This is a genomic window from Marinobacter caseinilyticus, assembly GCF_011074955.1.
GTDB lineage: Bacteria > Pseudomonadota > Gammaproteobacteria > Pseudomonadales > Oleiphilaceae > Marinobacter > Marinobacter caseinilyticus.
Window position 1 is genome coordinate 117983 of the sequence record NZ_WUQJ01000019.1, and the last position, 24098, is coordinate 142080.

At 56.7% G+C, this 24098-nt stretch carries 25 protein-coding genes; 20 read left to right on the top strand and 5 right to left on the bottom strand.

The features are described from left to right. The first annotated feature begins 156 nt into the window (after positions 1–156). The 8 genes from glyA to GRX64_RS09140 all read left to right on the top strand — a co-directional run bounded on the left by glyA (position 157) and on the right by GRX64_RS09140 (position 6810). The gene (gene glyA / locus GRX64_RS09105) at positions 157–1413 is read left to right on the top strand and encodes a serine hydroxymethyltransferase (RefSeq protein ID WP_166266384.1); all 1257 of its coding nucleotides are present in this window, start codon (positions 157–159) and stop codon (positions 1411–1413) included. A 66-nt stretch (positions 1414–1479) separates the two neighbouring features. Beyond that, positions 1480–2004, top strand: a complete 525-nt coding sequence (nrdR, locus tag GRX64_RS09110; RefSeq protein ID WP_166266386.1) for a transcriptional regulator NrdR — start codon at positions 1480–1482, stop codon at positions 2002–2004. After that, positions 2001–3116 (top strand): bifunctional diaminohydroxyphosphoribosylaminopyrimidine deaminase/5-amino-6-(5-phosphoribosylamino)uracil reductase RibD, encoded by a 1116-nt coding sequence (gene ribD / locus GRX64_RS09115; RefSeq protein WP_166266389.1) that lies wholly within the window; start codon positions 2001–2003, stop codon positions 3114–3116. The genes nrdR and ribD overlap by 4 nt, the downstream gene beginning before the upstream one ends. Before the next feature lie 91 nt (positions 3117–3207). Beyond that, on the top strand, positions 3208–4323 hold the full coding sequence (ribBA, locus tag GRX64_RS09120; protein WP_166266392.1) for a bifunctional 3,4-dihydroxy-2-butanone-4-phosphate synthase/GTP cyclohydrolase II: 1116 nt from the start codon (positions 3208–3210) through the stop codon (positions 4321–4323). 38 nt (positions 4324–4361) lie between these two features. Further along, entirely contained in the window at positions 4362–4838 is a 477-nt protein-coding gene (gene ribH / locus GRX64_RS09125; protein WP_166266395.1) for a 6,7-dimethyl-8-ribityllumazine synthase, read from the top strand. Beyond that, the gene (nusB, locus tag GRX64_RS09130) at positions 4838–5323 is read left to right on the top strand and encodes a transcription antitermination factor NusB (RefSeq protein ID WP_166266398.1); all 486 of its coding nucleotides are present in this window, start codon (positions 4838–4840) and stop codon (positions 5321–5323) included. Before ribH ends, nusB begins: the two co-directional genes overlap by 1 nt. Before the next feature lie 3 nt (positions 5324–5326). Further along, positions 5327–6286, top strand: coding sequence for a thiamine-phosphate kinase (gene thiL / locus GRX64_RS09135; RefSeq protein WP_166266401.1), 960 nt, complete (start codon positions 5327–5329; stop codon positions 6284–6286). Continuing rightward, positions 6283–6810, top strand: coding sequence for a phosphatidylglycerophosphatase A family protein (locus GRX64_RS09140; RefSeq protein WP_166266404.1), 528 nt, complete (start codon positions 6283–6285; stop codon positions 6808–6810). Before thiL ends, GRX64_RS09140 begins: the two co-directional genes overlap by 4 nt. Positions 6811–6830: 20 nt before the next feature. Here GRX64_RS09140 and GRX64_RS09145 read toward each other — a convergent pair whose 3' ends face one another. Beyond that, positions 6831–7034: a DUF6316 family protein gene (locus tag GRX64_RS09145; RefSeq protein WP_166266407.1), complete on the bottom strand. Its 204-nt coding sequence runs from the start codon at positions 7032–7034 to the stop codon at positions 6831–6833. Between the two features lie 282 nt (positions 7035–7316). Here GRX64_RS09145 and GRX64_RS09150 point away from each other — a divergent pair, with 282 nt between their 5' ends. Further along, the gene (locus GRX64_RS09150) at positions 7317–7970 is read left to right on the top strand and encodes a DUF2057 family protein (RefSeq protein ID WP_235937601.1); all 654 of its coding nucleotides are present in this window, start codon (positions 7317–7319) and stop codon (positions 7968–7970) included. A gap of 43 nt (positions 7971–8013) precedes the next feature. On the opposite strand, the gene GRX64_RS09155 is transcribed toward GRX64_RS09150, so the two are convergent. After that, positions 8014–9537, bottom strand: coding sequence for a WS/DGAT/MGAT family O-acyltransferase (locus GRX64_RS09155; protein WP_166266410.1), 1524 nt, complete (start codon positions 9535–9537; stop codon positions 8014–8016). A gap of 105 nt (positions 9538–9642) precedes the next feature. Next, positions 9643–10563, bottom strand: a complete 921-nt coding sequence (locus tag GRX64_RS09160; RefSeq protein WP_166266413.1) for a LysR family transcriptional regulator — start codon at positions 10561–10563, stop codon at positions 9643–9645. 158 nt (positions 10564–10721) lie between these two features. Between GRX64_RS09160 and GRX64_RS09165 the strand changes: the two genes are divergently transcribed. Next, a complete protein-coding gene (locus GRX64_RS09165; protein WP_166266416.1) occupies positions 10722–11723 on the top strand; it encodes a glutathione S-transferase family protein in 1002 nt (333 codons plus the stop codon). Between the two features lie 44 nt (positions 11724–11767). Here GRX64_RS09165 and GRX64_RS09170 read toward each other — a convergent pair whose 3' ends face one another. Beyond that, positions 11768–12736, bottom strand: coding sequence for a polyprenyl synthetase family protein (locus GRX64_RS09170; protein ID WP_166266419.1), 969 nt, complete (start codon positions 12734–12736; stop codon positions 11768–11770). A gap of 221 nt (positions 12737–12957) precedes the next feature. Here GRX64_RS09170 and rplU point away from each other — a divergent pair, with 221 nt between their 5' ends. The 4 genes from rplU (at position 12958) to proB (ending at position 16004) form a co-directional block, all read left to right on the top strand. Continuing rightward, on the top strand, positions 12958–13269 hold the full coding sequence (rplU, locus tag GRX64_RS09175; protein WP_166266422.1) for a 50S ribosomal protein L21: 312 nt from the start codon (positions 12958–12960) through the stop codon (positions 13267–13269). Between the two features lie 36 nt (positions 13270–13305). Next, positions 13306–13566 (top strand): 50S ribosomal protein L27, encoded by a 261-nt coding sequence (gene rpmA / locus GRX64_RS09180; RefSeq protein WP_166266425.1) that lies wholly within the window; start codon positions 13306–13308, stop codon positions 13564–13566. Positions 13567–13671: 105 nt separating this feature from the next. Continuing rightward, the gene (gene cgtA / locus GRX64_RS09185) at positions 13672–14868 is read left to right on the top strand and encodes an Obg family GTPase CgtA (protein ID WP_166266428.1); all 1197 of its coding nucleotides are present in this window, start codon (positions 13672–13674) and stop codon (positions 14866–14868) included. An 11-nt stretch (positions 14869–14879) separates the two neighbouring features. Beyond that, positions 14880–16004, top strand: a complete 1125-nt coding sequence (gene proB, locus GRX64_RS09190; protein WP_166266431.1) for a glutamate 5-kinase — start codon at positions 14880–14882, stop codon at positions 16002–16004. 117 nt (positions 16005–16121) lie between these two features. On the opposite strand, the gene rpsT is transcribed toward proB, so the two are convergent. Beyond that, the gene (gene rpsT / locus GRX64_RS09195; protein WP_166266434.1) at positions 16122–16391 is read right to left on the bottom strand and encodes a 30S ribosomal protein S20; all 270 of its coding nucleotides are present in this window, start codon (positions 16389–16391) and stop codon (positions 16122–16124) included. Between the two features lie 199 nt (positions 16392–16590). Here rpsT and murJ point away from each other — a divergent pair, with 199 nt between their 5' ends. The 6 genes from murJ to ispH all read left to right on the top strand — a co-directional run bounded on the left by murJ (position 16591) and on the right by ispH (position 24067). Beyond that, complete coding sequence (gene murJ, locus GRX64_RS09200; RefSeq protein ID WP_166266437.1) at positions 16591–18171, top strand: murein biosynthesis integral membrane protein MurJ; 1581 nt, start codon at positions 16591–16593, stop codon at positions 18169–18171. 104 nt (positions 18172–18275) lie between these two features. Beyond that, complete coding sequence (gene ribF, locus GRX64_RS09205) at positions 18276–19226, top strand: bifunctional riboflavin kinase/FAD synthetase (protein WP_166266440.1); 951 nt, start codon at positions 18276–18278, stop codon at positions 19224–19226. A 71-nt stretch (positions 19227–19297) separates the two neighbouring features. Further along, positions 19298–22117, top strand: coding sequence for an isoleucine--tRNA ligase (gene ileS, locus GRX64_RS09210; RefSeq protein ID WP_166266443.1), 2820 nt, complete (start codon positions 19298–19300; stop codon positions 22115–22117). Further along, the gene (lspA, locus tag GRX64_RS09215) at positions 22117–22626 is read left to right on the top strand and encodes a signal peptidase II (protein ID WP_427901653.1); all 510 of its coding nucleotides are present in this window, start codon (positions 22117–22119) and stop codon (positions 22624–22626) included. The genes ileS and lspA overlap by 1 nt, the downstream gene beginning before the upstream one ends. Before the next feature lie 14 nt (positions 22627–22640). Beyond that, positions 22641–23093: an FKBP-type peptidyl-prolyl cis-trans isomerase gene (fkpB, locus tag GRX64_RS09220; RefSeq protein ID WP_166266449.1), complete on the top strand. Its 453-nt coding sequence runs from the start codon at positions 22641–22643 to the stop codon at positions 23091–23093. A 20-nt stretch (positions 23094–23113) separates the two neighbouring features. Next, positions 23114–24067 (top strand): 4-hydroxy-3-methylbut-2-enyl diphosphate reductase, encoded by a 954-nt coding sequence (gene ispH, locus GRX64_RS09225; protein ID WP_166266452.1) that lies wholly within the window; start codon positions 23114–23116, stop codon positions 24065–24067. Positions 24068–24098 lie beyond the last annotated feature (31 nt).

Below are 24098 nucleotides of genomic sequence, written 5' to 3' on the forward strand. Positions count from 1 at the left end.
TTTATAGCAATCCACGTCCGTTGCAGTTGCGGTCGCAGGTAACCGGCCGAAAAGATGATTTTTGGGTCCGTAATACGCTAGAATAGCGGCCCTCTTTTTCACACCCGAATTCAGACAGTCTGCTCGGCAGACGCAGCACCCAGAGGCAGCGCATCCATGTTTAACCGTGATATGAAGATCGCCGGATTTGACGACGAGATCTGGAACGCCATGCAGGCAGAGTCCTCGCGCCAGGAAGCGCATATCGAACTCATCGCATCTGAAAACTATACCAGCCCGCGAGTCATGGAGGCACAGGGCTCTGTGCTGACCAATAAGTACGCCGAAGGTTACCCTGGCAAGCGTTACTATGGTGGTTGCGAGCACGTGGACGTTGTGGAAAGTCTGGCGATCGAACGCGCCAAGACGCTGTTTGGCGCCGCGTATGCAAACGTTCAGCCGCACTCTGGCTCCCAGGCCAACTCCGCCGTGTTCATGGCGTTGTTGAAGCCGGGCGACACCGTGCTTGGCATGAGCCTGGCTCATGGTGGCCATTTGACCCACGGCGCCTCTGTTAACTTCTCCGGTAAAATCTACCATGCGATCCAGTATGGCCTGAATCCGGAAACCGGTCTGATCGACTACGACGAAGTCGAGCGTCTGGCGGTTGAGCACAAGCCAAAAATGATCATTGCCGGTTTTTCAGCGTATTCCCAGGCATTGGACTTTGCCCGCTTCAGAGCGATAGCCGACAAGGTGGGCGCTTACCTGTTTGTCGATATGGCCCACGTAGCGGGGCTGGTGGCGGCCGGCGTTTACCCCGACCCAATTCCCCATGCTCATGTGGTGGCGACCACAACCCATAAAACGTTGAGAGGCCCGCGGGGCGGTCTGATTTTGGCGTGTGATGATGCCGATATTCAGAAGAAGCTAAACTCTGCAGTCTTCCCCGGTGGCCAGGGCGGCCCCCTGATGCACGTGATCGCGGCCAAAGCGATCTGCTTCAAAGAAGCCATGAGCGACGAGTTCAAAACCTACCAGCAGCAAGTCGTGAAGAATGCCAAAGCAATGGCAGAAGTGTTTATCGAGCGTGGCTACGACGTTGTTTCAGGTGGCACCACCAATCACCTGTTCCTGGTTAGCCTGATCAAACAGGACATCACCGGCAAAGACGCGGATGCGGCATTGGGTAAGGCCCACATCACCGTCAATAAGAACGCAGTCCCCAACGACCCGCGCTCTCCTTTTGTGACGTCTGGTCTGCGTATCGGCACCCCGGCAGTAACAACACGTGGATTTGGTGAATCTGAGTGTCGTGATCTGGCTGGCTGGATGTGCGATATACTGGATAACATTGAGAGTGACGAGGTGAATGCCCAGGTTCAAAGTCAGGTCGAGGCGTTGTGCGCACGCTTCCCGGTCTACGTATCCTGAGCATTCAAAGCAAATTGCCGGGGCACCGGTTAACGGTGTCCCGGGTGTCCTTCAGGAGCGGTGAGTATGCATTGTCCATTCTGTGGTGAAGCCGATACCAAGGTGATTGATTCGCGCCTGGTTGCTGAAGGCGATCAGGTGCGCCGCAGAAGGGAATGTTTGTCTTGCCGCGAGCGCTTTACCACCTTCGAGTCTGCCGAATTGGTGATGCCGCGGGTGGTGAAGCAGGACGGCACGCGACAGCCGTTTGACGAAGATAAGCTTCGTGACGGCATCATGAAAGCGCTGGAGAAACGGCCTGTCAGCATTGAAGAAATTGAGGCGTCGCTCAATCGTATCCGGTTCCGGTTGCGAGCCACTGGGGAACGCGAAGTGAAGTCCATGCAGTTGGGGGAAGAGGTCATGACCGAACTCCGCCAGCTCGACAAGGTGGCGTATGTTCGGTTTGCCTCTGTCTACCGGAGTTTCCAGGACATCAACGAATTCAAAGAAGAGATTGAACGCTTGTCTGTCCACATGGGAGAGGGCGCCGACCCGGTGGATGTTGCCAAGGTGCTTGCGGATAACGACGCTGGCGAAGGCAAGCAATGATTGATGCCCAGGACGCCGCCTTCATGGCCAAGGCGATCCAGCTTGCCTGGCGAGGGCGTTATTCCACCCACCCGAACCCCCGGGTGGGCTGCGTCATCGCGAGAGACGGCCAGATTCTTGGGGAAGGCTGGCATGAACGGGCGGGTGAAGCCCACGCGGAAGCGCTGGCGATTAGTCAGGCGGGGCCTGACGCGCGGGGCGCAACCGCTTACGTGACACTCGAGCCGTGCAGTCATTTTGGCCGCACGCCGCCTTGTGCGCGGGCATTGATAGACGCCGGCGTTGCGCACGTGTTTGCCGCCACCAAGGATCCCAATCCCACGGTGTCCGGTCGCGGGCTTCAGCAACTGCGGGATGCCGGCATTCGGGTTACCGAGGGATTGCTTGCGGATGAGGCCACAAAGCTTAATCCAGGCTTCATGAAGCGGATGCAAACAGGGCGGCCGCATGTGAGAGTGAAAGTCGCCTCGAGCCTGGATGGCCGAACCGCGATGGCCTCCGGTGAAAGCCAGTGGATCACCGGAGCAGACGCCCGGCAGGATGTGCAGCGATTGCGCGCCATGAGCGATGCCATTCTGACCGGGGTCGGTACTGTGCTGGCAGACGATCCTTCTCTCACCGTGCGTCGCAGTGACCTCGGCGAGATTGGCTTGGCCACCGAGCCGGCTCGACAGCCGTTACGCGTCATTGCGGACCGGGATGCCCGGACGCCGCCAGGCGCGCAGATTCTTCATGGCGGCAATGTACAGGTGTTTTGTTCGTCGGAGGCGCTGGGTACGGCGCCGGCACAGGATCTCGCTGCGCTGGGTGTGGGCATGACAGGTATTGGCTGGCGGGATGACGGCGTGGATTTGAGTCAGTTGCTGGACGCCCTTGGCGACATCGGGATCAATGAGCTTTTGGTAGAGGCCGGGCCACGGCTTGCGGGCGCATTTGTTGCTGGTCGTCTCGTCGATGAATTGTGGCTGTATCAGGCGCCAGTGTTCCTGGGCAGCGAGGGCCGTCCCACCGTGACCTTACCGCTAGTAAAAATGGCCGATAAAGTGCAATGGCGGGTCAAGGAACGCCGTCAGCTGGGTGATGATCTGCGCTGGGTATTGACGCTTCAATAGGGCGTTGGTTTGGTCCGGGATACCGGCGCCAACGCTTTGTGAATTCCAATGAATGGTTACGCCATGGCGTGACGCAAGGGTATGAAGCCTTATGGCATTGAACAGTATTGAAGACATTGTTGAAGATATCCGTCAGGGCAAGATGGTCATCCTGATGGACGATGAAGACCGGGAGAATGAAGGCGATCTGGTGATGGCCGCGGAGTTCTGCACAGCGGAAGCAATCAACTTTATGGCCCGATTTGGTCGCGGACTGATCTGTATGCCTATGACCAGACAGCGCTGTGAGCAATTGGACTTGCCGCTGATGGTGCATCGCAATGCGTCCGGATTTGGCACCAAGTTTACCCTGTCGATTGAGGCAACCGTGGGTGTCACCACGGGGATTTCCGCCGCCGATCGCGCCCGCACCGTGCAGGCCGCCGTCGCCAAAGGTGCCAAGCCAGAGGATCTGGTTCAGCCCGGCCATATTTTCCCGCTAATGGCGGATCCAGGCGGCGTGCTAAGTCGCGCCGGCCATACGGAAGCGTCCTGTGACCTGGCTGCGATGGCAGGCTGCGAGCCGGCAGGTGTGATCTGTGAAATCATGAATGACGACGGCTCGATGGCACGCCGTGAAGACCTGGAAGCCTTCGCTCAGACTCACGACCTCAAAATCGGCACCATTGCAGATCTCATCCACTATCGCACGCTCAACGAGCGCACAATTGAATGCGTGGAAGAGTACGACCTCGATACTGAGCACGGTGTATTCAGCCTACGGACTTATCGCGACAGTATTCAAGGTGCAACCCATCTGGCCTTGGTGATGGGAGAAGTCAAAGCGGACGAACCGGTCTTGGTGCGCGTGCACATAACCGATACCCTGCGGGATCTGCTGGGTGCACGGCGAGAAGGGTCCAGTAGCTGGCCTCTTCACCATGCCCTTCGAACCATCGGGGAAGCCGGTGCAGGCGTTGTGGTGCTGCTGAACAGTGCGGCGGACAGCTATAACCTGGAAGATCGGATCCACGAATTTTTTGACGAGGGACGAGCGTCCGCGAGCAAGGGCAGCTCCGGCGTGTATTTCACTGTCGGCACCGGCTCTCAGATTTTGCGCGATCTTGGTGTCAGCAAAATGCGGCTTTTGAGTGCTCCGATCAAGTTCTCGGCCATCTCTGGATTCGATCTGGAAGTGGTTGAGTACGTCCCCTATAACCCCGAATAAATCTGGCTCGCATGTCGAGTCTATACAGGAGCCAAAGAATGCAAGGTATTAATGTAATTGAAGGCGATTTCACCCAATGTTCCGGTCGCTACGCACTTGTGGTTGGGCGCTTTAACGGGTTTGTCGTTGAAAGCCTGGTATCCGGCGCAGTCGATACACTGCGTCGTCATGGTATCCCGGACAGTCAGATCACCATTGTACGGGTGCCAGGTGCCTACGAGATGCCGCTGGCGGTCAAACGGGTAGCGGAATCCGGCAATCACGACGCTATCATTGCGCTGGGGGCTGTGATTCGTGGTGGTACGCCGCATTTTGAATATGTCGCAGGCGAGGCGTCGAGCGGTTTGGGTGCTGTGAGTCTGGAAACCGACGTGCCGGTGACGTTCGGTGTTTTAACCGTTGATTCCATCGAACAGGCTATCGAGCGATCAGGCACCAAAGCGGGTAACAAAGGCGCTGAAGCCGCCATTACTGCGCTTGAGATGGTCAGCCTCTTTAAGAAGCTGGGTGAGTGATGAGTGAATCCGACGAAACAGTCTTACCCGCCGGCGGCGACAAGCCAGAGGGTCGGCCCAAAGCCGGAGAGCGCCGTCGTGCACGTATTCTGGCGATGCAGGGCCTGTATCAACGTCACTTCAGCAAGAGTGCCATTGCTGATATTGAAGCGGAGTTCATGGTCGACAACGATATGGGCAATGTCGATACCGCGTATTTTCGAGATTTGCTTCGCGGCGTGCATCGAGAACAGGCTGACCTGGACCGAACGCTGGAGCCATTTCTTGACCGCCCGCTAGGGGAAGTTGACGCCGTTGAGTTGGCGATTGTCAGACTCGGCGCCTATGAGCTCAAGCATCGCATTGACGTGCCCTACAAAGTGGTGATCAACGAAGGCATTGAAATGGCCAAACGGTTTGGCGGTACCGAGGGGCACCGGTTTGTGAACAGCATTCTGGACAAGCTCAGTCGCCGGCTTCGGCTGGCAGAAACTCGCCCGCGCTGAATCATGGGTGAATTTGAGCTGATCCGACAGGTGTTTATGCCGTTGGCTAATGCCACCGCGACATCCGCGGTTCAGCTCGGGCCGGGAGACGATTGCGCCATTCAGCGACTCCCACCTGAGAGCGATCTTGTCTTCTCTGTGGATACCCTGGTTGAAGGAGTCCACTTCCCCAAGGGCTACGCCCCGGAATGTCTGGGGTGGCGCAGCCTGGCAACCGCTGCAAGCGACCTCGCGGCCATGGGCGCTGACCCGGTGTGCTTTACCCTTGCCCTGACCCTACCCAACGCCAGTTCGCACTGGTTGCAAGCGTTTGCTGAGGGCCTGGAGTCGGCCGCCAGGGCCTTTGGTTTGGCGTTGGCGGGGGGAGACACCACCCGAGGCCCGCTGGCTCTTTCCCTGCAAGTCCATGGTACAGTCCCCCAAGGGCAGGCCCTGCTGCGGTCGGGTGCTTGCAGTGGTGATCTGGTGTGTGTGTCCGGCAGCCTCGGTGATGCGGGTGCGGCGCTGCAGTGGCTTGATCAAGGCGCGGTGTCCGAAGAGGTGTCGGCGTTACTGCAGCGCTATCATTATCCGACCCCGAGATTGGCCCTGGGCCGCGCACTCCGGGGCAAAGCCACGGCTGCCATCGACGTGTCGGACGGGTTATTGGTCGATCTCCAGCATTTGTTAGAGGCGTCAGGTGTCGGAGCGCGCATTTATGCCTCGGCGATTCCTCAGTCCACGGCCTTGCAATCGTTGCACCCTGAACAGGCGCTGGCTTTGGCGTTGAACAGTGGGGACGATTATGAGTTGTGCTTTACCATTGCCAAAGAAGATTGGGCACTGATCCGCAGGCATAACGAGGGCGTCGCATTGACGGTTATTGGTGAGGTTTTGGCGCAGCCCGGGCTATTGTTGAATGATGGAGAGCGCGATCAAAAAGCCATTTTGACTGGTTACGACCACTTCGGAGGGATTGAATGACCGATCACCAGGATGTGGATGAGGCTCATTCACCGCACGCAGTTTTACCACCAGGCTTTTTACGCCATCCGGTTCACCTCCTCGCCTTTGGGTTTGGTAGTGGGGCTGCACCCAGAGCACCAGGCACTTGGGGCAGTCTGGCAGCCATTCCGTTGTATTTTATGTTTTTCTGGACGACCCCGTTGGTCTATTGGGCAATCGTGGCTGTGGCGTTTCTGGCGGGTATTTGGCTGTGTGGTAGCACAGCACGCGATCTAAAGGTGCATGACCACGGCGGTATCGTTTGGGATGAGTTTGTTGGCATGTGGATTGTCCTGGGCTTTCATCCAGAGACGTTTCAGGGCGTGCTGGTGGCGTTTCTACTGTTCCGTTTTTTCGATGTGCTGAAGCCTTGGCCTATCAACTGGTTCGATGAAAAAATGCCAGGGGGGTTGGGCATCATGTTTGATGACGTATTGGCTGGGATTATGGCGTTGTTGAGTCTGTTATTGATAGAGCAGTGGCTGTTGCCGGCTATGATCTAAACGCTTTGACGCTTAACAAATCAGTGTAAGCGTTCTTCCTCCGGCAGCAGGCTGACTACGTGCAAAAAACGCCGCAAGCCAATCTGCGCGCGGTCTCTGGATGCAAAGGGTCCGCTGTCAAAACCCTCGCGCGTGGTGAAATACCATTTCCCGCCAACGCAGAAAAATCGACTACTACGAAACGGGACCGGGCCCGCCTCGCCGGTACGAATTTGGGTATCCATGAAGACCTCCTGAGCCCTGACGCCTGGTGTTTCTCAAAGGGCCGAAATTTAATACAGATACATTTCTTTAAAATTAATTGAATTTCAGCCAAATTCAACATTTTTTTACAATTTATGTCTTGTTTGGACACCAGAGGTCTTAACTCGTTGATCTGACTGGATCTCAAAGACGGCGGTTATCTTGCGCTTGGTCAAGGCAGTCGTCAGAATGCAGCAGATTCTTTATTTACATCTGTGAGGCTTGTTATGAATTTGCGATGGTTAAACTGGCATGCTAATACCATGAAGAAGCTGATTTTGATGTCATTTGCAGGTGCCGTCCTGGCTGGTTGTAGCGGCGCCATTACGCGTGTTCAGACGTGGGAAGGGCCTGCGGCGAGCGAGGCGCAAGTGGCCACCCTGAAGGCACCGGGAAGTGTCAACGTGATTGAGGTGAATGGCCGTCGGGTGGGTAATTTCCTGATGGAGGATCTGGCATTGGATTACGAGCTGCTGCCAGGGCGCAACACTGTCATCGCCACCCACCAAACTATTTGGGCAAAAAGCGGCGTGGTTGATAATGGTGAAGCCAAAGTGGATACCATCGCATCGGAGCCGCAGCAATTTGTCATCATGGCCGAGGCGGGCGACGTATATCGCTTCGATCTCCCGGAACTGTCTACTCGGGCAGAGGCAAAAGCCTTCGCGAAGAATTTTACGGGGCGGGTAGTCGACCAACAGGGCAAGGTCGTCGCTGAAGCGCGAAGCTATCAGTCAAAACCTGCAGTGTTGCCGGTGTTGCCGCGCAGTTCCTCGGACGAGCAAGTTGGTGACAATACCGGCACCGGCGATGAAGGGTCTGAACCGCCGGGGAACACACTGCAAGAGCTCAAGCAAATTTGGGGGCAGGCCACCGCGGAGGAGCGGCGCGCTTTCTTGCGCTGGGCCTTCGAATAGAGCCATTGGGTGCAAACTGATCGAGGCTTTGCAGTCTGTGTTGCTAGCCTCGAAGTCGCTGAACCGTTTTTCGTATCATGCCTTCCACAAAAGTGAGCGCCTCGTCGGTTAACGTCACCCGGCCTTCCGGGTGGTTACTGCTCTCCGGCTCGGAGGGCAGTTGCAAGGAGGCGTCTTCAATGCAGGCAAGGCTGTCAATGACCAATGGTTGGAGTTTTTCTCCATCGGGTACCACATCCGGGCACAGTGTAAAATTCAATGTCAGGGTGCCCTGATAGCTGACCGCGACAATGACTAGCCCCATGCTGTCAAATAACGGTGCGGTGTTGTACTGCCGGATCAGTCGTGCGCCTTGCAGATACAGTGGCACCTGTGGACCTGGCACATTGGTGATAGGCACGTTAAATACTGGCTGGTAGCGCTGCGCGATCTGTAACTCTGAGTACAGTCGTGCCGACAATGCGAGCATGGTGGAGGGCACCAGCTCTGTGAGCCGGTCGGCGGATATTGCTTCCTGATAGGGCTCGGACGCCACGGCGTTCCAGTGAATTCTTCGGATGCGGCGAGCAGGATTGGTTTCATCGGTCGCCAGATTAAGCAGCATCGCTGACATCTGGTTGCCCGTCGCCCGCCGCAAACTCTTCGATCTTACCGAGACCGGCGTCATGGCAACCAGTGACCGCTTGGTGTCAGAGGCATGCGCCTCCATATAGCGTCGGAGCGTTTCGGCGCACAGACCCAGGACGACATCGTTCAACGTTACGTCGCCCAGACTGGCCTTTATTGCCTTCAGTCTGGAGAGTTCGACCGTAGCTGCAACAATGCGCCGGTTGGCGGTGATCTGGCGGTTGAAAGGGCTGTGCGGCGCTTGAAACAAGGGAAACGGCAGCGGCAGTCGGCGCAGCTGTTTGTGGATGACGCCCCGTGCCGTCGCCTCCAGGGCGCTGGATGCCAGCGACGCAACCTGAAAGGGTTTGCGCAGCAAGTTAGCGCTCGCTTGCAACGCGACACGCTCGTCAGAGGGTGCGGGTCTTGCATGCCAGGGCTGGGGTGGGCCGATGCGGCGAGCTTCAGGGGTGTATTCGAGAAGCTTCCCCATGATTTCTTCACCACTGAAGGCGTCGATGGCGGCATGGTGCAGCCGAACAATCAGGGCAAATTCGCGACCACTGGCGTCGTTGTCGTGCTTGAAGCCGTCCACAAAGGTGATATGCCACAACGGGCGATCACGCTTCAAAGGCTCCTCAAGAATGCGGGATGCCAATCCCATGAGGCTGCTGACCCGGCCATGCTCTCCGAGATTGACGTAGGCGAGATGCCGCTCAATACTGAATTCCGTGTCGTCAATCCAATAGGGACGACCGAGTCGCAACGGTATTTGTTTAAGCTTCTGCCGGAAAAAGGGCACGACGTGAAGTCTGCTGCGCAAATAGGACACAAATGTACTGAACGCTAGGGGTGTTTCGCGTTCACGGCCATCGAACAGGTAGATGCCCCCAATGTGCATGGGGGCGGTATCCGATTCGAGGTAAAGAAACGAGGCATCCAGCTCGGATAACTGCCGCATTCGGGGCTCCCTGATTGTGCTTTCCGGTAGTGATGTTGGCTGAGTATACCCTGATTGTCAGTGGCTGAACTTGACTATATCGCCGCTCAATTCGCGTTTCCGGGCTCAGGTTGGTGACGGATTGATCCAGGCCTGAAACCGTTCTGGCTCGCTCAGCTTGTTCCAGAACCACATTAAGGCTTTGCCGACATCATCGGTGTGGCGGGCAATATGGAGAATGACCGGGGGGCGAGGCTCTTGTACCTCAAGTGCCACCAATTGGCCGTTGGCCAGTGCTGACCGAATTCGGGATTGCGGCAGCCAGCCGACGGCCAAACCGGCCGCCTGGATAGCGATCTTCTGATCAATGTTGGATACCGTCAACGTGTGCTGGCGCCTGAAAATGCCAGCGGAACCAGGTGGTAAGCCTCGGGTGCTGTCGGCCGCGACGGCAGCTGGGTACTGGGCAATATCGGCTTCAGATAACGGTTGTGTTGCCTTTGTCAAAGGGTGGTCCGGGGCCACTGCATACACAAAAAGGACTTCGCCGAGCACCCGCGTCGCAAAAGGACCGGCGGGTTTGCTGAACTGATCGGCACCAAAGACCAGGTCAACCCGCCGGCTTTGCAAGGCATCCCAGGCACCCGCGAATACCTCTTCAATCAACTGGACCTCGACCGGCACACCAAGAGCGTAAAATTCCCGGATGGTGGTAAACAGGGCGTCGACAGGCAGCAACGTGTTCAGGGCGATTTTCAGGCGGGTCTCCCAGCCCTGTGCGACCTGGCGTGCGGTGTGTGCTAGCGCATCGGTGGCTTCCAGAAGCGCCCGGCCCTCAGTCAGCAGATAGCGCCCGGCCGGCGTCAGCGTGGCCCGATGGCCGCCGCGATCAAAAATAGAGATACCAAGGTCTTCTTCGAGCTTTTGCACGGTGTAGCTAATGGCCGAGGGCACCCGGAAAAGCTCGTTGGCCGCGCCGGCGAAGCTTCCCCTCCGCTCGATTGCGTCAAGGACCTTAAGGGCATCTATGGTGATCGCTGTGTGCATGTTCGAATAATCTGAAGGTGATGGCCAAAAAACATCGTTTGAGCGTCTTGAAACTCAGACGTTACCCTTTCGACATCATTCAATACAACTGTATTGGTCAAATTTACATGCCAAGTGTAGGCAAAGTTTGAGGTTCGCACTTCGGCTCGGAGGCAGTTATGGGTCTTTTAATAGATGGCCGGTGGCATGATCAGTGGTACGACACCAAGAAGACCGGCGGCAAGTTTGAGCGCGAAAGTGCCCGGTTCCGCCATTGGGTCACGGCTGACGGCAGTGCGGGACCTTCAGGCGATCGAGGCTTTGAAGCCGAATCCGGGCGTTATCATTTGTATGTTTCGCTGGCGTGTCCCTGGGCGCACCGAACGCTCGTGCTCCGAACGTTGAAGGGGCTCGAATCCCATATCGGCGTATCGATTGTGCACCCGGATATGCTGGAGAATGGCTGGGAGTTCCGGCCAGGGGAGAGTGCTCACAGCGATGCCGTCAACGGTGCGCGTTATCTGCACGAACTTTATTCAAAAGTAGCTCCCGACTACACCGGCCGCGTGACCGTTCCAGTTTTGTGGGACAGGCACCAGGGCGTAATCGTCAGCAATGAGTCGGCAGACATAATCCGCATGTTTAATTCGGCTTTTGATGCGCTGCCGGGGGTGCGAGAGTCTCTCGATTTTTACCCAAGAGAGCTACGTTCGGATATTGATGCGGTTAACAGTCGTGTCTACGACACTGTTAATAATGGCGTCTACAAAGCCGGGTTTGCGACGGACCAGGTGGCATACGAGAACGCCTTCGATGCCTTGTTCGAAACACTGGACTGGCTGGATGATCGGTTGGCAAATCGCCGCTACCTGGTGGGTAACCGGCCCACGGAAGCGGATTGGCGATTGTTCACGACGCTGGTTCGGTTTGATGCGGTCTACTTCAGTCACTTCAAGTGCAATCGCCTGAGGGTGGCGGATTACCCCCATTTGTCGGGGTATGTCAGGGACTTGTATCAAGTGCCGGGTGTTGCGGGCACGGTCGATATCGATCAGATCAAGCGTCATTATTACGTCAGCCAGCGAACGATCAATCCCACTCAAATTGTGCCGGTTGGGCCCCTGTTGAACTTTGACTCTGCGCCAGAGCGTGAAGCGTTGGGGCCAAGCCTGACGCTATAGCCCTGAAGGCATTCTAATGCTCCGCCATAAGGATCGGGTGGCCCTTAGGCGATGCGAGCAACTGCAATGTCGGTGAGCCTTGCCAGCGCGGCCTTGTGCTCGGACTCGGGCAGTGTGTCAAGGCATCCCAAGGCTTTTTGGGCTTGGTCGCGGGCAACGGCAAGTGTGTAATCCAGTGCCCCGGATTGTTCAACGATGGCGAGTATGCCAGGCAAGTCGTCGAGGCCGCCCTGCCGGATAGCCCGACGGATAAGCGTTCGGTCGCTCTCATTGCTGTGGCTCATTGCACGGATCAGTGGCAGGGTAGGTTTGCCCTCCGCCAAATCATCGCCGACATTTTTGCCCATCGCGGTGGCATCGCCGCGATAGTCAAGCACGTCGTCCACAAGCTGGAAAGCGAGCCCAAGATGCATGCCGTAGTATTTCATGGCAACAACCTGTTCCGGTTGCGCTTGGGCGAGGAGGGCGCCGGCATGGGATGCGGCCTCGAACAGCATGGCCGTTTTATTGTGAATAACCGTCATGTACTGGGCTTCGGTTACATCCGGATTCTTTACGTTCATTAATTGCAGAACTTCGCCTTCCGCGATGACCGCGGTGGCGTTGGACAGCACATCCATTATCGGCATGCTGCCAAGCTCTACCATCATCTGAAAGGCGCGGGAGTACAGGAAGTCGCCCACCAGAACGCTGGGGGCATTGCCCCAGCGCGCATTGGCAGTGGTTTTGCCACGCCGGAGATCTGACGTGTCCACGACGTCATCGTGCAACAGCGTTGCGGTGTGCAAAAACTCAATGACCGCGGCCAGCTTCAGGTGATCATTTTCTTTATAGTTCAGCGACTTGGCGCTCAGAAGTACAAGCAGGGGCCGCAAGCGTTTTCCACCGCTTTGGATAATGTGCTGGGCAATCTTTTCCACCAGCGGGACATCGGATGAAAGCCTGCGGGTGATCAAGTCGTTTACGCGGTCGAAATCGTCCGCGACGGTGTCATAGATGCGCTGCGCTGTCATGCGGCTGATCCGGTCAGTTGGTTATTAAAGTGGGCAGGACGGCGGCAATGCTAGGTACTGATCTCATCGGTGTCAACTTGGCTTGTATTTATGGTTGGGTTTTCGTACAATCACGCGCCCAAACTCATCCCAACCTGCGCTCCCTGCTATAGGGTTGCCAAAGCGCTTCCCTTAGAACCAGGTGGATAAGAGCAGGGATGGGTCATTAGCGGAGAGTAAACATGTACGCAGTAATTGTAAGCGGCGGCAAGCAGCACCGTGTAGTGGAAGGTGAAACCCTGAAACTGGAAAAGCTGGAAGTTGAAACCGGTGGAACCATCGAGTTTGATCGCGTACTGCTGCTGGCAGACGGGGATAAAATTCAGGTTGGCGCCCCTGTAGTCGATGGTGCCAAGGTGACTGCTGAAGTAGTTAGCCACGGTCGTGCGGATAAGATTCAGATCATCAAGTTTCGTCGCCGGAAGCATTCTATGAAGCGTCAGGGCCACCGTCAGTGGTTTACTGAAGTCAAGATCACGGGTATCAAGGGCTAAAACGCTCGTTTTTCCCAGAACTGAAGGAGGCTAGCAATGGCTCATAAAAAAGCAGCAGGTAGTACCCGTAACGGTCGCGATTCCGAGTCGAAAAGACTTGGTGTGAAGCGCTATGGCGGTGAAACCGTTCCGGCAGGCAGCATCATTGTTCGTCAGCGTGGCACCCGTTTCCACGCCGGCGCCAATGTGGGCCTGGGCCGTGACCACACTCTGTTTGCAAAGGCAGATGGTCAGGTCAAGTTTGACGTAAAAGGTCCGCAAGGCCGTAAGTTTGTGAGCATCGTACCGGCTGCATAAGCTGACGATCTCCGGTTCTTGCGAACCGAAAGCCCCGCAGTGCTTCTCTGAGGCTCGCGGGGCTTTTTTGGTTTTTGATCATGATTTTTTGTGGAAGTGTAGCTGATGAAATTCGTTGATGAGGCCACCATTCAGGTGGAAGCTGGCAAGGGCGGTCATGGCTGCTTGAGCTTTCGCCGTGAGAAATATGTTCCCCGTGGTGGCCCTGATGGTGGCGACGGCGGTGATGGTGGCTCGGTCTACCTTGAAGCGGCCGAGGCCTTGAATACGCTGGTCGACTACCGGTTTCAGCGTAAACACAAAGCTGAAACCGGTGAAGGTGGCAGTGGTCGCAATTGTTCTGGCAGCAAGGGTGAAGACCTGGTGTTGCCGGTGCCTGTTGGTACCACAGTGGTTGATGTGGATACCCACGAAGTGCTGGGTGACCTGACGCACCCGGGGGATCGCCTCAAGGTGGCTCAGGGTGGTTTTCATGGCCTGGGTAACACGCGCTTCAAGTCATCGGTCAACCGGGCGCCACGCCAGACCAGTAAAGGCTCGGAGGGCGAATTCCGTAATCTTCGTCTTGAGCTGAAGGTCGTGGCCGATGTTGGCTTGCTGGGGCTGCCGAATGCAGGGAAGTCCACCTTTATCCGTTCCGTGTCTGCGGCCCGCCCGAAAGTGGCCAATTACCCCTTTACGACGCTGGTGCCTAACCTGGGTGTGGTGAGTGTTCAGGCTCATCAAAGCTTTGTGGTGGCCGATATTCCTGGACTGATAGAAGGGGCCGCGGAAGGCGCGGGTCTTGGCATCCGGTTCCTGAAGCACTTGGTTCGCACCCGGTTGCTCCTGCACCTGGTCGATGTCGCGCCATTTGACGACTCTTCGCCGGCGGCCAATGTACGTGCCATTGACCACGAGCTGGAAAAGTTCAGCGAAACCTTGGCAACGCGTGACCGTTGGCTGGTACTGAACAAGGTCGACATGGTGTCAGAAGATGAGCGGGACGCCCGGTGTCAGGCCATTGTGGATGAGTTGAATTGGCAGGGGCCGGTGTTTCAGATTTCAGCGCTGAGTGGCGAAGGCACAAAGCCGCTGGTTCAGGCCATTATGCGCTGGATTGAGTTGCGCGCCGAAGAAGAGGCGGAAAACCCGGAGGCGGCCGAAAAGGAAGCCGAGCGGCGCCGTCGTATGGACGAGGAAGCGCGAGCTCAGATTGAAGCTGAGAAGCAGGCTCGCCGTGCAGCGCGTAAGAACGACAGTGATGACGATTTTGATGACGATGACGATCACGATGTCGACGTCGTTTATGCCCCGGAGTAAAAGAGCCTGACATGAGTGAGCGATCTCAGGTAGCCCGCGCCCGCCGGTTGGTGGTGAAAATCGGTAGTGCCTTGTTGACCAACGACGGCAAGGGCCTCGACATTGATGCCTTGGCGGGATGGGTCGACCAGATCGTGGGATTGATCCGTGATGGGGTTGAGGTGGTGGTGGTGTCCTCCGGCGCGGTGGCCGAGGGAATGAGTCGGCTCGGCTGGACGGTGCGCCCCGAGCAGCTCCATGAGCTGCAGGCGGCCGCTGCGGTTGGTCAAATGGGGTTGGTGCAGATCTGGGAAGCGCAATTCAAGCGCCACAATTTACCCTCAGCCCAGATCCTACTGACTCACGATGATCTTTCCGATCGTAAGCGCTACCTGAACGCCCGCAGTACACTGAGGGCGTTGCTGGATTTCGGTGTCGTGCCCATCGTCAATGAAAATGACACGGTGGTGACGGATGAAATTCGCTTCGGTGATAACGATACGCTAGGCGCCCTGGTGGCGAATCTGGTCGAAGCCGATGGGCTTATCATTCTCACGGATCAGGTGGGCTTGTATAACAAAGACCCTCGCAAGCACTCAGATGCCCAATTGATTGATCAGCGCCAGGCCGGCGACACGGAGCTGGACGTAATGGCTGCCGGTGGCGCGGGGGTGCTTGGTCGTGGCGGTATGCAGACCAAGGTGCGTGCTGCGCGGCTGGCGGCAAGGTCGGGCGCTTTTACCATCATTGTGGGTGGGCGCATGGAAACGGTGATTTCTCGGTTACGGCGCGGCGACTCGCTCGGTACCTTACTGTTGCCCGAGCAGGGCCGGCTGGCAGCGCGAAAGCAGTGGCTGGCAAGTCATCTTCAGACTCGTGGTCAGTTGATGCTTGATGCCGGTGCGGTCCGGGTGCTGTGTCAGGGCGGTCGCAGCTTGTTGCCAGTCGGTGTTAAGGCGGTGTCGGGCAAATTTCGTCGCGGGGAGATGGTGTCCTGTACTGACGAGGCTGGTGTGGAAGTTGCTCGCGGTCTGGTCAATTACGATGCGGATGAGGCCAGGGCCATTGCGGGTCGCTCCAGTGATCGGATTGCCGAGGTGCTGGGCTATATTTCAGACGAAGAAATGATTCACCGCGATAACCTAGTGGTGTCGTGAACACCAGCGAGAGGCCTCTGGTCTGAGCACGGCGTGCTCATTGGGTTTGGTTCAGGGGAATGAAGTAAGGCACAAAAAAACCGGCCAAGGGCCGGTTTTTTTAAGTCCTGATATCGCTTAGGCGCTTTTCAGGTCTTTAATCTTGGCAACCAGGCGACTCTTTTGGCGAGCCACTTTGTTTTTCGCAAAGATGCCTTTGTTGACCATGCTGTCAACAATTGGCTGAAATTTCTGGAATGCAGCCTGGGCGTCTTCGTAATTGCCGGCTTCAATGCTGGCGTGAACTTTTTTCATGTACGTGCGCGACATGGAACGCAGGCTGGCATTGTGCTTGCGGTTCTTCTCGTTCTGACGTGCGCGCTTCTTCGCTTGCGGGGAATTTGCCACCGTGTAACTCCTGAAAAATACTGAATGCGTTTCTGACTCAATCGCGGGCGCGCGAACATCCAGCGCCTCGAATTAAATGACGCGAGATCATGCCGCTTCAGGCCTGTAATGTCAAGTGTAGACGCAGCTATCGGCGCTATTAAAGGGGTGTGTTAAACTCCCGCCCGCTTGTTACCGATGACCCAGGACGACCATCGCCATGACCCGTCAAAATCAGTCTGATCCCGCCGTGACAGAACCACCAAAGGCACCGGGGCTGCTCCGTTCATCCGGAGTGGTTGGTGTTATGACTCTGCTGTCCCGTGTTCTGGGATTGGTTCGGGATATGGTGATCGCCCGCTATTTCGGGGCCGGAGCCGGTGCCGATGCATTTTTTGTAGCCTTCAAGATTCCCAACTTTCTGCGCCGGTTATTTGCCGAAGGTGCTTTTGCCCAGGCGTTCGTGCCCGTCTTGTCCTCGTACCGGCAACAGCATGCTGTCTCGGAAGTGCAGCGCCTGGTCAATGCGGTAGCCGGGTCGTTAGGTGTAGTGCTCCTGGGCGTCACTCTGATTGCGATGTTGGGCGCGCCAGTGCTGACAGCGGTGTTTGCACCGGGCTTTATGGATGAGGCGGAAAAGTTTTCCCTGGCCAGCGACATGTTGCGGATTACCTTTCCGTATCTATTGCTGGTGTCGCTCACGGCGTTTGCGGGCTCTATCCTCAATAGCTACGATCGTTTCGCCATCCCGGCCTTCACGCCCGTTTTACTGAATCTGACCATGATTGGTGCTGCAGTCTTTCTATCGCCGCTGATGGAGACGCCGATCATGGCGTTGGCCTGGGGGGTGATGATTGCCGGCGCCCTGCAGCTGTTCTTCCAGTTACCCTTTTTGATGAGTCTGGGATTGTTGCCGCGGCCAAAGGTGGATTACCGGCACGAGGGGGTGCGGCGAATCCTGGTGCTGATGGCGCCCGCGCTGTTCGGGGTGTCGGTGAGTCAGATCAACCTGTTGCTCGACACCGTGCTGGCGTCGTTTTTGCAGACCGGCAGTGTATCCTGGCTGTATTACTCGGACAGGCTCTCCGAGCTGCCGCTGGGTGTGTTCGGTATCGCCATTGCAACGGTCATTTTGCCTAATTTATCCAGAAAACACGCGGCGGAATCGTTGGATCAATTCACCGCGACGCTTGACTGGGCGGTGCGAGCGGTTCTGTTGATTGGTCTGCCGGCAGCGCTGGCGCTGTTGTTGCTCGCAGAACCACTGCTTGCCACGCTGTTTTACTATGGTGAAGTCACCGCCAGAGATGTTGGCATGTCGGCCCAGAGCCTGAGGGCGTACTCGGCCGGACTGATGGCGTTCATGCTGATCAAGGTCCTGGCGCCTGGCTATTTTGCCCGACAGAATACTCGTACCCCGGTAAAAATCGGCATCATCGCAATGGGTGCCAATATGGTTTTCAATCTGGTGCTTATTTTTCCGCTTGCCCATGCCGGACTGGCTTTGGCCACATCGATATCGGCGTGGCTTAACGCCGGCCTGCTATGGAGAGGCCTTAAGCGTGAGGGTGCCTGGGTGAGTCAGCCAGGCTGGCTAAGGTTTGCCAGTCAGTTGCTGATTGCCAATGGTGCTCTTGCGGCTTTGATCCTGTATTTGAACGTGCCGGTTGGCCAGTGGTTGGCGGCCTCGGGGGCCGAGCGCGCCTGGGATATGGGTATTCTGGTGGCGGCGGGCGGTGCCGTTTACTTTGCAGCACTGTTGCTGGTGGGTGTTCGGATACGGCAGTTCAAGCTGCGCTAGTTAGCGAATGTTGTCAGGGCCGGGATGCAAGTCTTATCGGTGCTCGGCAGATAGGTTATAATCGCGTGTTTTCTCACCAACACCTGGATTAAGGTGCGCTTTTCATGTGGCTGATACGAGGCCTGACTAACCTGTTATCGCGTTCCGGGCACGCAGCGTCTGTGCTCGACCAAGGCTGCGTGGCCACCATTGGTAATTTCGATGGCGTCCATCTGGGACATCAGACCATCATTGATCAGGTTCGGGAAAGAGCCGAAACCCTGGGCTTGCCGAGTGTGGTAATGATTTTTGAGCCCCAGCCACGGGAATTTTTTCAGGGCTGGGGTGCGCCTCCGCGGTTAACCGAATTTCGTCAGAAATTGGAAGCATTGGCCAGTCAGGGCGTGGATGGTGTGGTATGCCTGCCGTTCAACGAGCAGCTTCGTCAGTATTCGGGGATGGCGTTCATCCAGCAGTTGCTGATTGAGGGCCTCCTGGTTCGTCACTTGGTTGTGGGTGACGACTTCCGGTTTGGCTGTGATCGTTCAGGTGATTTTGCGCTGTTGGAACAAGTTGGTAGGACCGCCGGCTATACCGTTGAAAATACCCGGACCGTGACGGCAGGTGGTGAGCGCATCAGCAGCACTCGGGTGCGCAACAGCCTGATTCAGAATGAGCTGGCATTGGCGTCAGAGTTGCTGGGCGGCCCCTATGCCATTGAGGGGCGCGTGGTCTATGGTCGCCAGCTGGGTCGCGAAATCGGGGCACCGACGGCGAACATACGACTGAAACACATGCCAGCCCTGCGCGGGGTGTATGTGGTTGGGGTCGAATGCGCCGATGGGGCCGCCTATGACGGCGTTGCCAATATTGGCTTGCGGCCTACGGTGGATGGCCGGGGACCGTCACTCGAAGTGCACCTGTTTGACTTTGCTGGCACACTGTATGGTCAACGCTTGCGGGTGACATTCTTGCACCCATTACGGGATGAAGTGCGTTTTGACTCGGTGGACGCATTAAAAACCCAGATTGCACAGGATATGCGTGACGCACGGCAATGGTTGGCCAGCCGCTGAGCTGGTGCGTCTAGATTTGCTGGCCGATATCTACTCATTAAAGACTGACGACAGAGCATTAACAGAGACTCATGAGCGACTATAAGCATACCCTGAACCTGCCCGAGACCGCGTTTCCAATGCGCGGCAATCTAGCCAAACGCGAGCCGGAAATGCTCAAACACTGGCAGGATATTGATGTCTACGGAAAACTGCGCCAGGCCAGGGCCGGTCGTGAAAAGTTCATTCTCCACGACGGTCCTCCCTACGCCAACGGCAGTATCCACATTGGTCACGCGGTTAATAAGATTCTGAAGGACATGATTGTCAAGTCTCGTGGATTTATGGGGTATGACGCGCCATACGTGCCAGGCTGGGACTGTCACGGGTTGCCCATCGAGCACAAAGTCGAGCAGGAGATTGGCAAGGCGGGCGTCAAGGTAGACTACAAAACGTTTCGACAAGCCTGTCGGGACTATGCCGAGAAACAGGTTGCCGGCCAAAGAGACGATTTTGTTCGCCTCGGTGTGATGGGTGAGTGGGACAAACCCTACCTGACCATGGACCCCAAAGTGGAAGCGGACATCATCCGGGCCCTGGGTGATATTGCCGGTAAAGGCCATTTGGTTCGTGGTTTCAAACCGGTGTATTGGAGTGTTGTCGGCCAGTCCGCGCTGGCGGAAGCCGAGGTGGAGTACCAGGATAAAACTTCTACCCAGATTGATGTGCGATTTACGGTGGCGGATCCGCAGAAAGTGCAGGCATTGTTCAGCACCCGTGAGGGTGAAGGCGATATTTCGGTGGTGATCTGGACCACGACCCCCTGGACCATCCCCGCTAATCAGGCGGTATCGCTGAACGCGAACTTCGATTACGCGCTGGTGCAAGTCGATGTGGGCAACGGTCCGGAGCGCATGATCCTGGCGGCCGACATGGTGGATGAGATCATGGCACGGTGGGAAGTGGCCGGCGCCCGAACGCTTGCCACGTGCAAAGGACAAGCGCTGGAACAGCAGTTGCTGCACCATCCGATCTACGACAAGCAAGTGCCGATTATTCTTGGCGAACACGTGTCCACGGATGCGGGGACAGGCGCCGTGCATACAGCACCGGATCATGGTGTGGAAGATTTTGTTGTAGGCAAAGATTATGGCATCGAGACGCTGAATCTGGTCCAGGCTGACGGCACCTACACCCAGGCAGCCGGGGAATTCGCGGGTATCCATGTCTACAAGGCCGATGAGCCTGTGTGCCAGGCGTTGATTCGGGAGGGTAAACTGGTGCGCAGTGAAAAATTCCGGCATAGCTACCCTCACTGCTGGCGAACCAAAACCCCCCTCATCTATCGGGCGACGCCGCAATGGTTTATCAGCATGGACAAGAATCATTTGCGCCGTGATGCTCTGGAAGCGATTAAGGGCGTCCGTTGGGTGCCAGGCTGGGGCCAGAACCGTATTGAGGCGATGATCGAACAGTCTCCAGACTGGTGTATTTCCCGTCAGCGCACATGGGGTGTGCCCATTACGTTGTTCATCCATAGAGAAACCCAAGAACTGCACCCTGATACGGGGCGACTGATTGAAGCGGTTGCCAAGCAGGTCGAGGAAGGCGGTATTGATGCCTGGTACGAGCTGGATGCGGAAACCCTGCTGGGCGCGGATGCCAGTCAGTATGAAAAGGTCACGGACACCCTGGACGTGTGGTTTGACTCAGGCGTCACTCACGCTTCGGTGCTGCGTAAGCGTGCCGAATTGGGGCAATTTCCAGCCGACATGTACCTGGAAGGATCGGATCAGCATCGAGGCTGGTTCCAGTCGTCACTGAAAACCTCCATCGCGATTAACGGCACCGCACCCTACAAGCAAGTACTGACCCACGGGTTTACCGTGGATGGCCAGGGTCGCAAGATGTCGAAGTCGGTGGGCAATGTCATTGCACCCCAGGAAGTGATGAACGAGCTGGGGGCTGACATATTGCGACTCTGGGTCGCCGCCACGGATTACAGTGGTGAGATGACGGTATCGAAAGACATTTTGCGCCAGACGGCCGATGGCTATCGCCGCATTCGCAACACCTCGCGCTTTTTGCTGAGTAACCTGACTGGTTTTGATCCTGCGCAGCACACAGTGGCGCCCGCCGACATGCTGGCACTTGACCGCTGGATGGTGGACCGCACACGAGCGTTGCAGAATGAGCTCCATGAAGACTACCAGAACTACAGCTTCCTGAAGATCTACCAGAAAATTTATAACTTCTGTGAAGCCACGCTGGGTGGTTTCTACCTCGATATCATCAAAGATCGCCAGTACACCACCCAGGCCGACAGCTTGGCGCGACGGTCCTGTCAGACAGCTTTGTTCCACGTCGTGGAAGCGCTGGTGCGTTGGATCGCGCCGATTTTGAGCTTTACGGCGGACGAGATTTGGCAGCATCTGCCCGGTGAGCGGGGAGAGAGCGTGTTCTTTGAAACCTGGTACGACAACCTTGCAGCGTTGCCTGAAGATGCGAAGCTGGGTCGTGACTACTGGGCGGAACTTTACAATATCAAGGAAGCCGTCAATAAGTGCCTGGAAGAGGCGCGCGGACGGGGCGAGATCAAAGGTGCCTTGACCGCTGAGGTGACGTTGTATTGTGAGCGTGAGCTGGGCGAGAAACTTGAGCGTTTGGGAGAAGAACTCCGTTTTGTGCTGATCACCTCTGAGGCTTCAGTGCGTCCTCTGAGTGAGGCAGGGGAGGCGCTACCGACCAGTTTTGAAGGTTTGCGCGTAAAAATTACGCCGGCGCAATACACAAAATGTGAACGCTGCTGGCACCACCGGGCCGATGTGGGGCAGCACGCCAATCATCCCGATCTCTGTGGTCGGTGCATCGACAACGTGGAAGGCCAGGGTGAAGCCCGGGCATTCGCCTGATGGAGCACGTCATGACCGCTGACCATCGTCCTCACTCCATGATTCGCTGGCTCTGGCTGGCGGTCTTGGTGGTGGCGGCGGACCTGGGAACCAAGGCCCTGGCGACTGCCTGGCTGACCTATGGCCAGCCGTTGCCGGTAGCGCCACTGTTTAACTTGACGCTGTTGCACAACACCGGCGCCGCTTTCAGTTTTCTCGCGGGCGCGGATGGCTGGCAACGCTGGTTTTTTGTCATCCTGGCATTGGGGGTCAGTGTTGTGTTGGTGCGGTGGTTGCTGACGCTTAAGCGCCATGAAACCTGGATGGCGATTGCCATTGTGCTCCTCCTTGGTGGGGCTCTGGGCAATGTGTATGATCGCGTGGTTCATGGTTACGTGGTTGATTTCTTGCACTTCTACTGGGGCGGCTATCATTTTCCGGCGTTTAATCTGGCCGATACCGCCATCAGCATCGGTGCCGTTATGATGGTGATCGACATGTTTCGAAAACCGTCAGCGAAATCGGATTAAAGAGGGTTTGCCTGATGAATGAATTGCCGGTGGACAAAGGCACACGAGTAACGTTGAATTTTGCGCTGAAATTCACCGATGGCCAGATTATCGACAGCACGTTCGATAAGACCCCGGCGACACTTGAAATTGGCGACGACAACCTGCCAGAGAATTTTGAGGCTTACCTGTTGGGGATGAAAGCGGGTGACCGGGCCACTTACGACGTGCCACCGGAAAATGCCTTTGGCCAGCACAATCCCAGCAATGTCCAAATGTTTAAGCGCTCGGATTTTAACGCCGACATGGTGCTGGAGCCGGGGGTGATGATTTCCTTTGCGGATGCCCGCCAAAGCGAGCTTCCGGGTGTTGTGCAGCACGTTGAAGGTGATCAGGTGACCGTCGACTTTAATCACCCCCTCGCCGGGCGTACACTGATCTTTGACGTTGAAATCATTGATGTGGAGCCGGCGCAAGCCAGCCACTGACCAAAAGGTTGAATTCCACCATGCAAATCCGACTCGCCAATCCGCGCGGCTTCTGTGCCGGCGTCGATCGCGCCATTGAGATTGTAAACCGGGCGTTGGATGTGTTTGGTGCACCGATCTATGTGCGTCATGAGGTCGTCCACAATAAATTTGTGGTTAACAACCTGCGGGATCGAGGCGCGGTTTTTGTCGACGAACTGCACGAGGTGCCCGATGATCGCTTGGTCATTTTCAGCGCTCATGGTGTGTCTCAGGCGGTCCAGCACGAAGCCGCCCGTCGAGGGCTGAAAGTGTTTGATGCCACCTGTCCGCTGGTCACCAAGGTACATATGGAAGTCATGCGTTATAGCCGTGATGGCCACGAGTGTGTCCTGATCGGTCATCATGGCCACCCGGAAGTGGAAGGCACCATGGGGCAGTATGACCACAGTAAAGGTGGGGCTATTTATCTGGTTGAAGACGAAAGCGACGTGGCGGGTCTGGCCGTAAAAGATCCCTCGAAATTGGCGTACGTGACCCAAACGACCTTGTCGATGGACGATACGGCCAAGGTCATCGATTCGTTGCGAGCAAGGTTCCCCAGGATACAGGGGCCCCGCAAGGACGACATCTGCTACGCCACCCAAAATCGCCAGGATGCCGTCAAGCAGCTTGCCGCCGATTGCGACCTGATGTTGGTGGTCGGCTCACCCAACAGTTCCAACTCCAACCGCCTACGCGAGCTAGCCGAACGAATGGGCACCCCCGCGCATCTGATCGACGAAGCCGGACAAATTGACCCCAAATGGATCGACGGCAAGCAAGTTGTCGGTGTTACCGCTGGCGCGTCGGCGCCGGAAGTGCTGGTGAACGAAGTGATCGAGCGCTTGCGCGCGCTGGGCGGCGAAGTGCCTGAGGAAGTGGCGGGCCGTGAGGAGAACATCGTGTTCTCTATGCCGCGTGAGTTGCGTATTGATGCAGTAGAGGTGTCTTAGTTTGTTTGCCTGACAAGGCCCGCAAAATGGA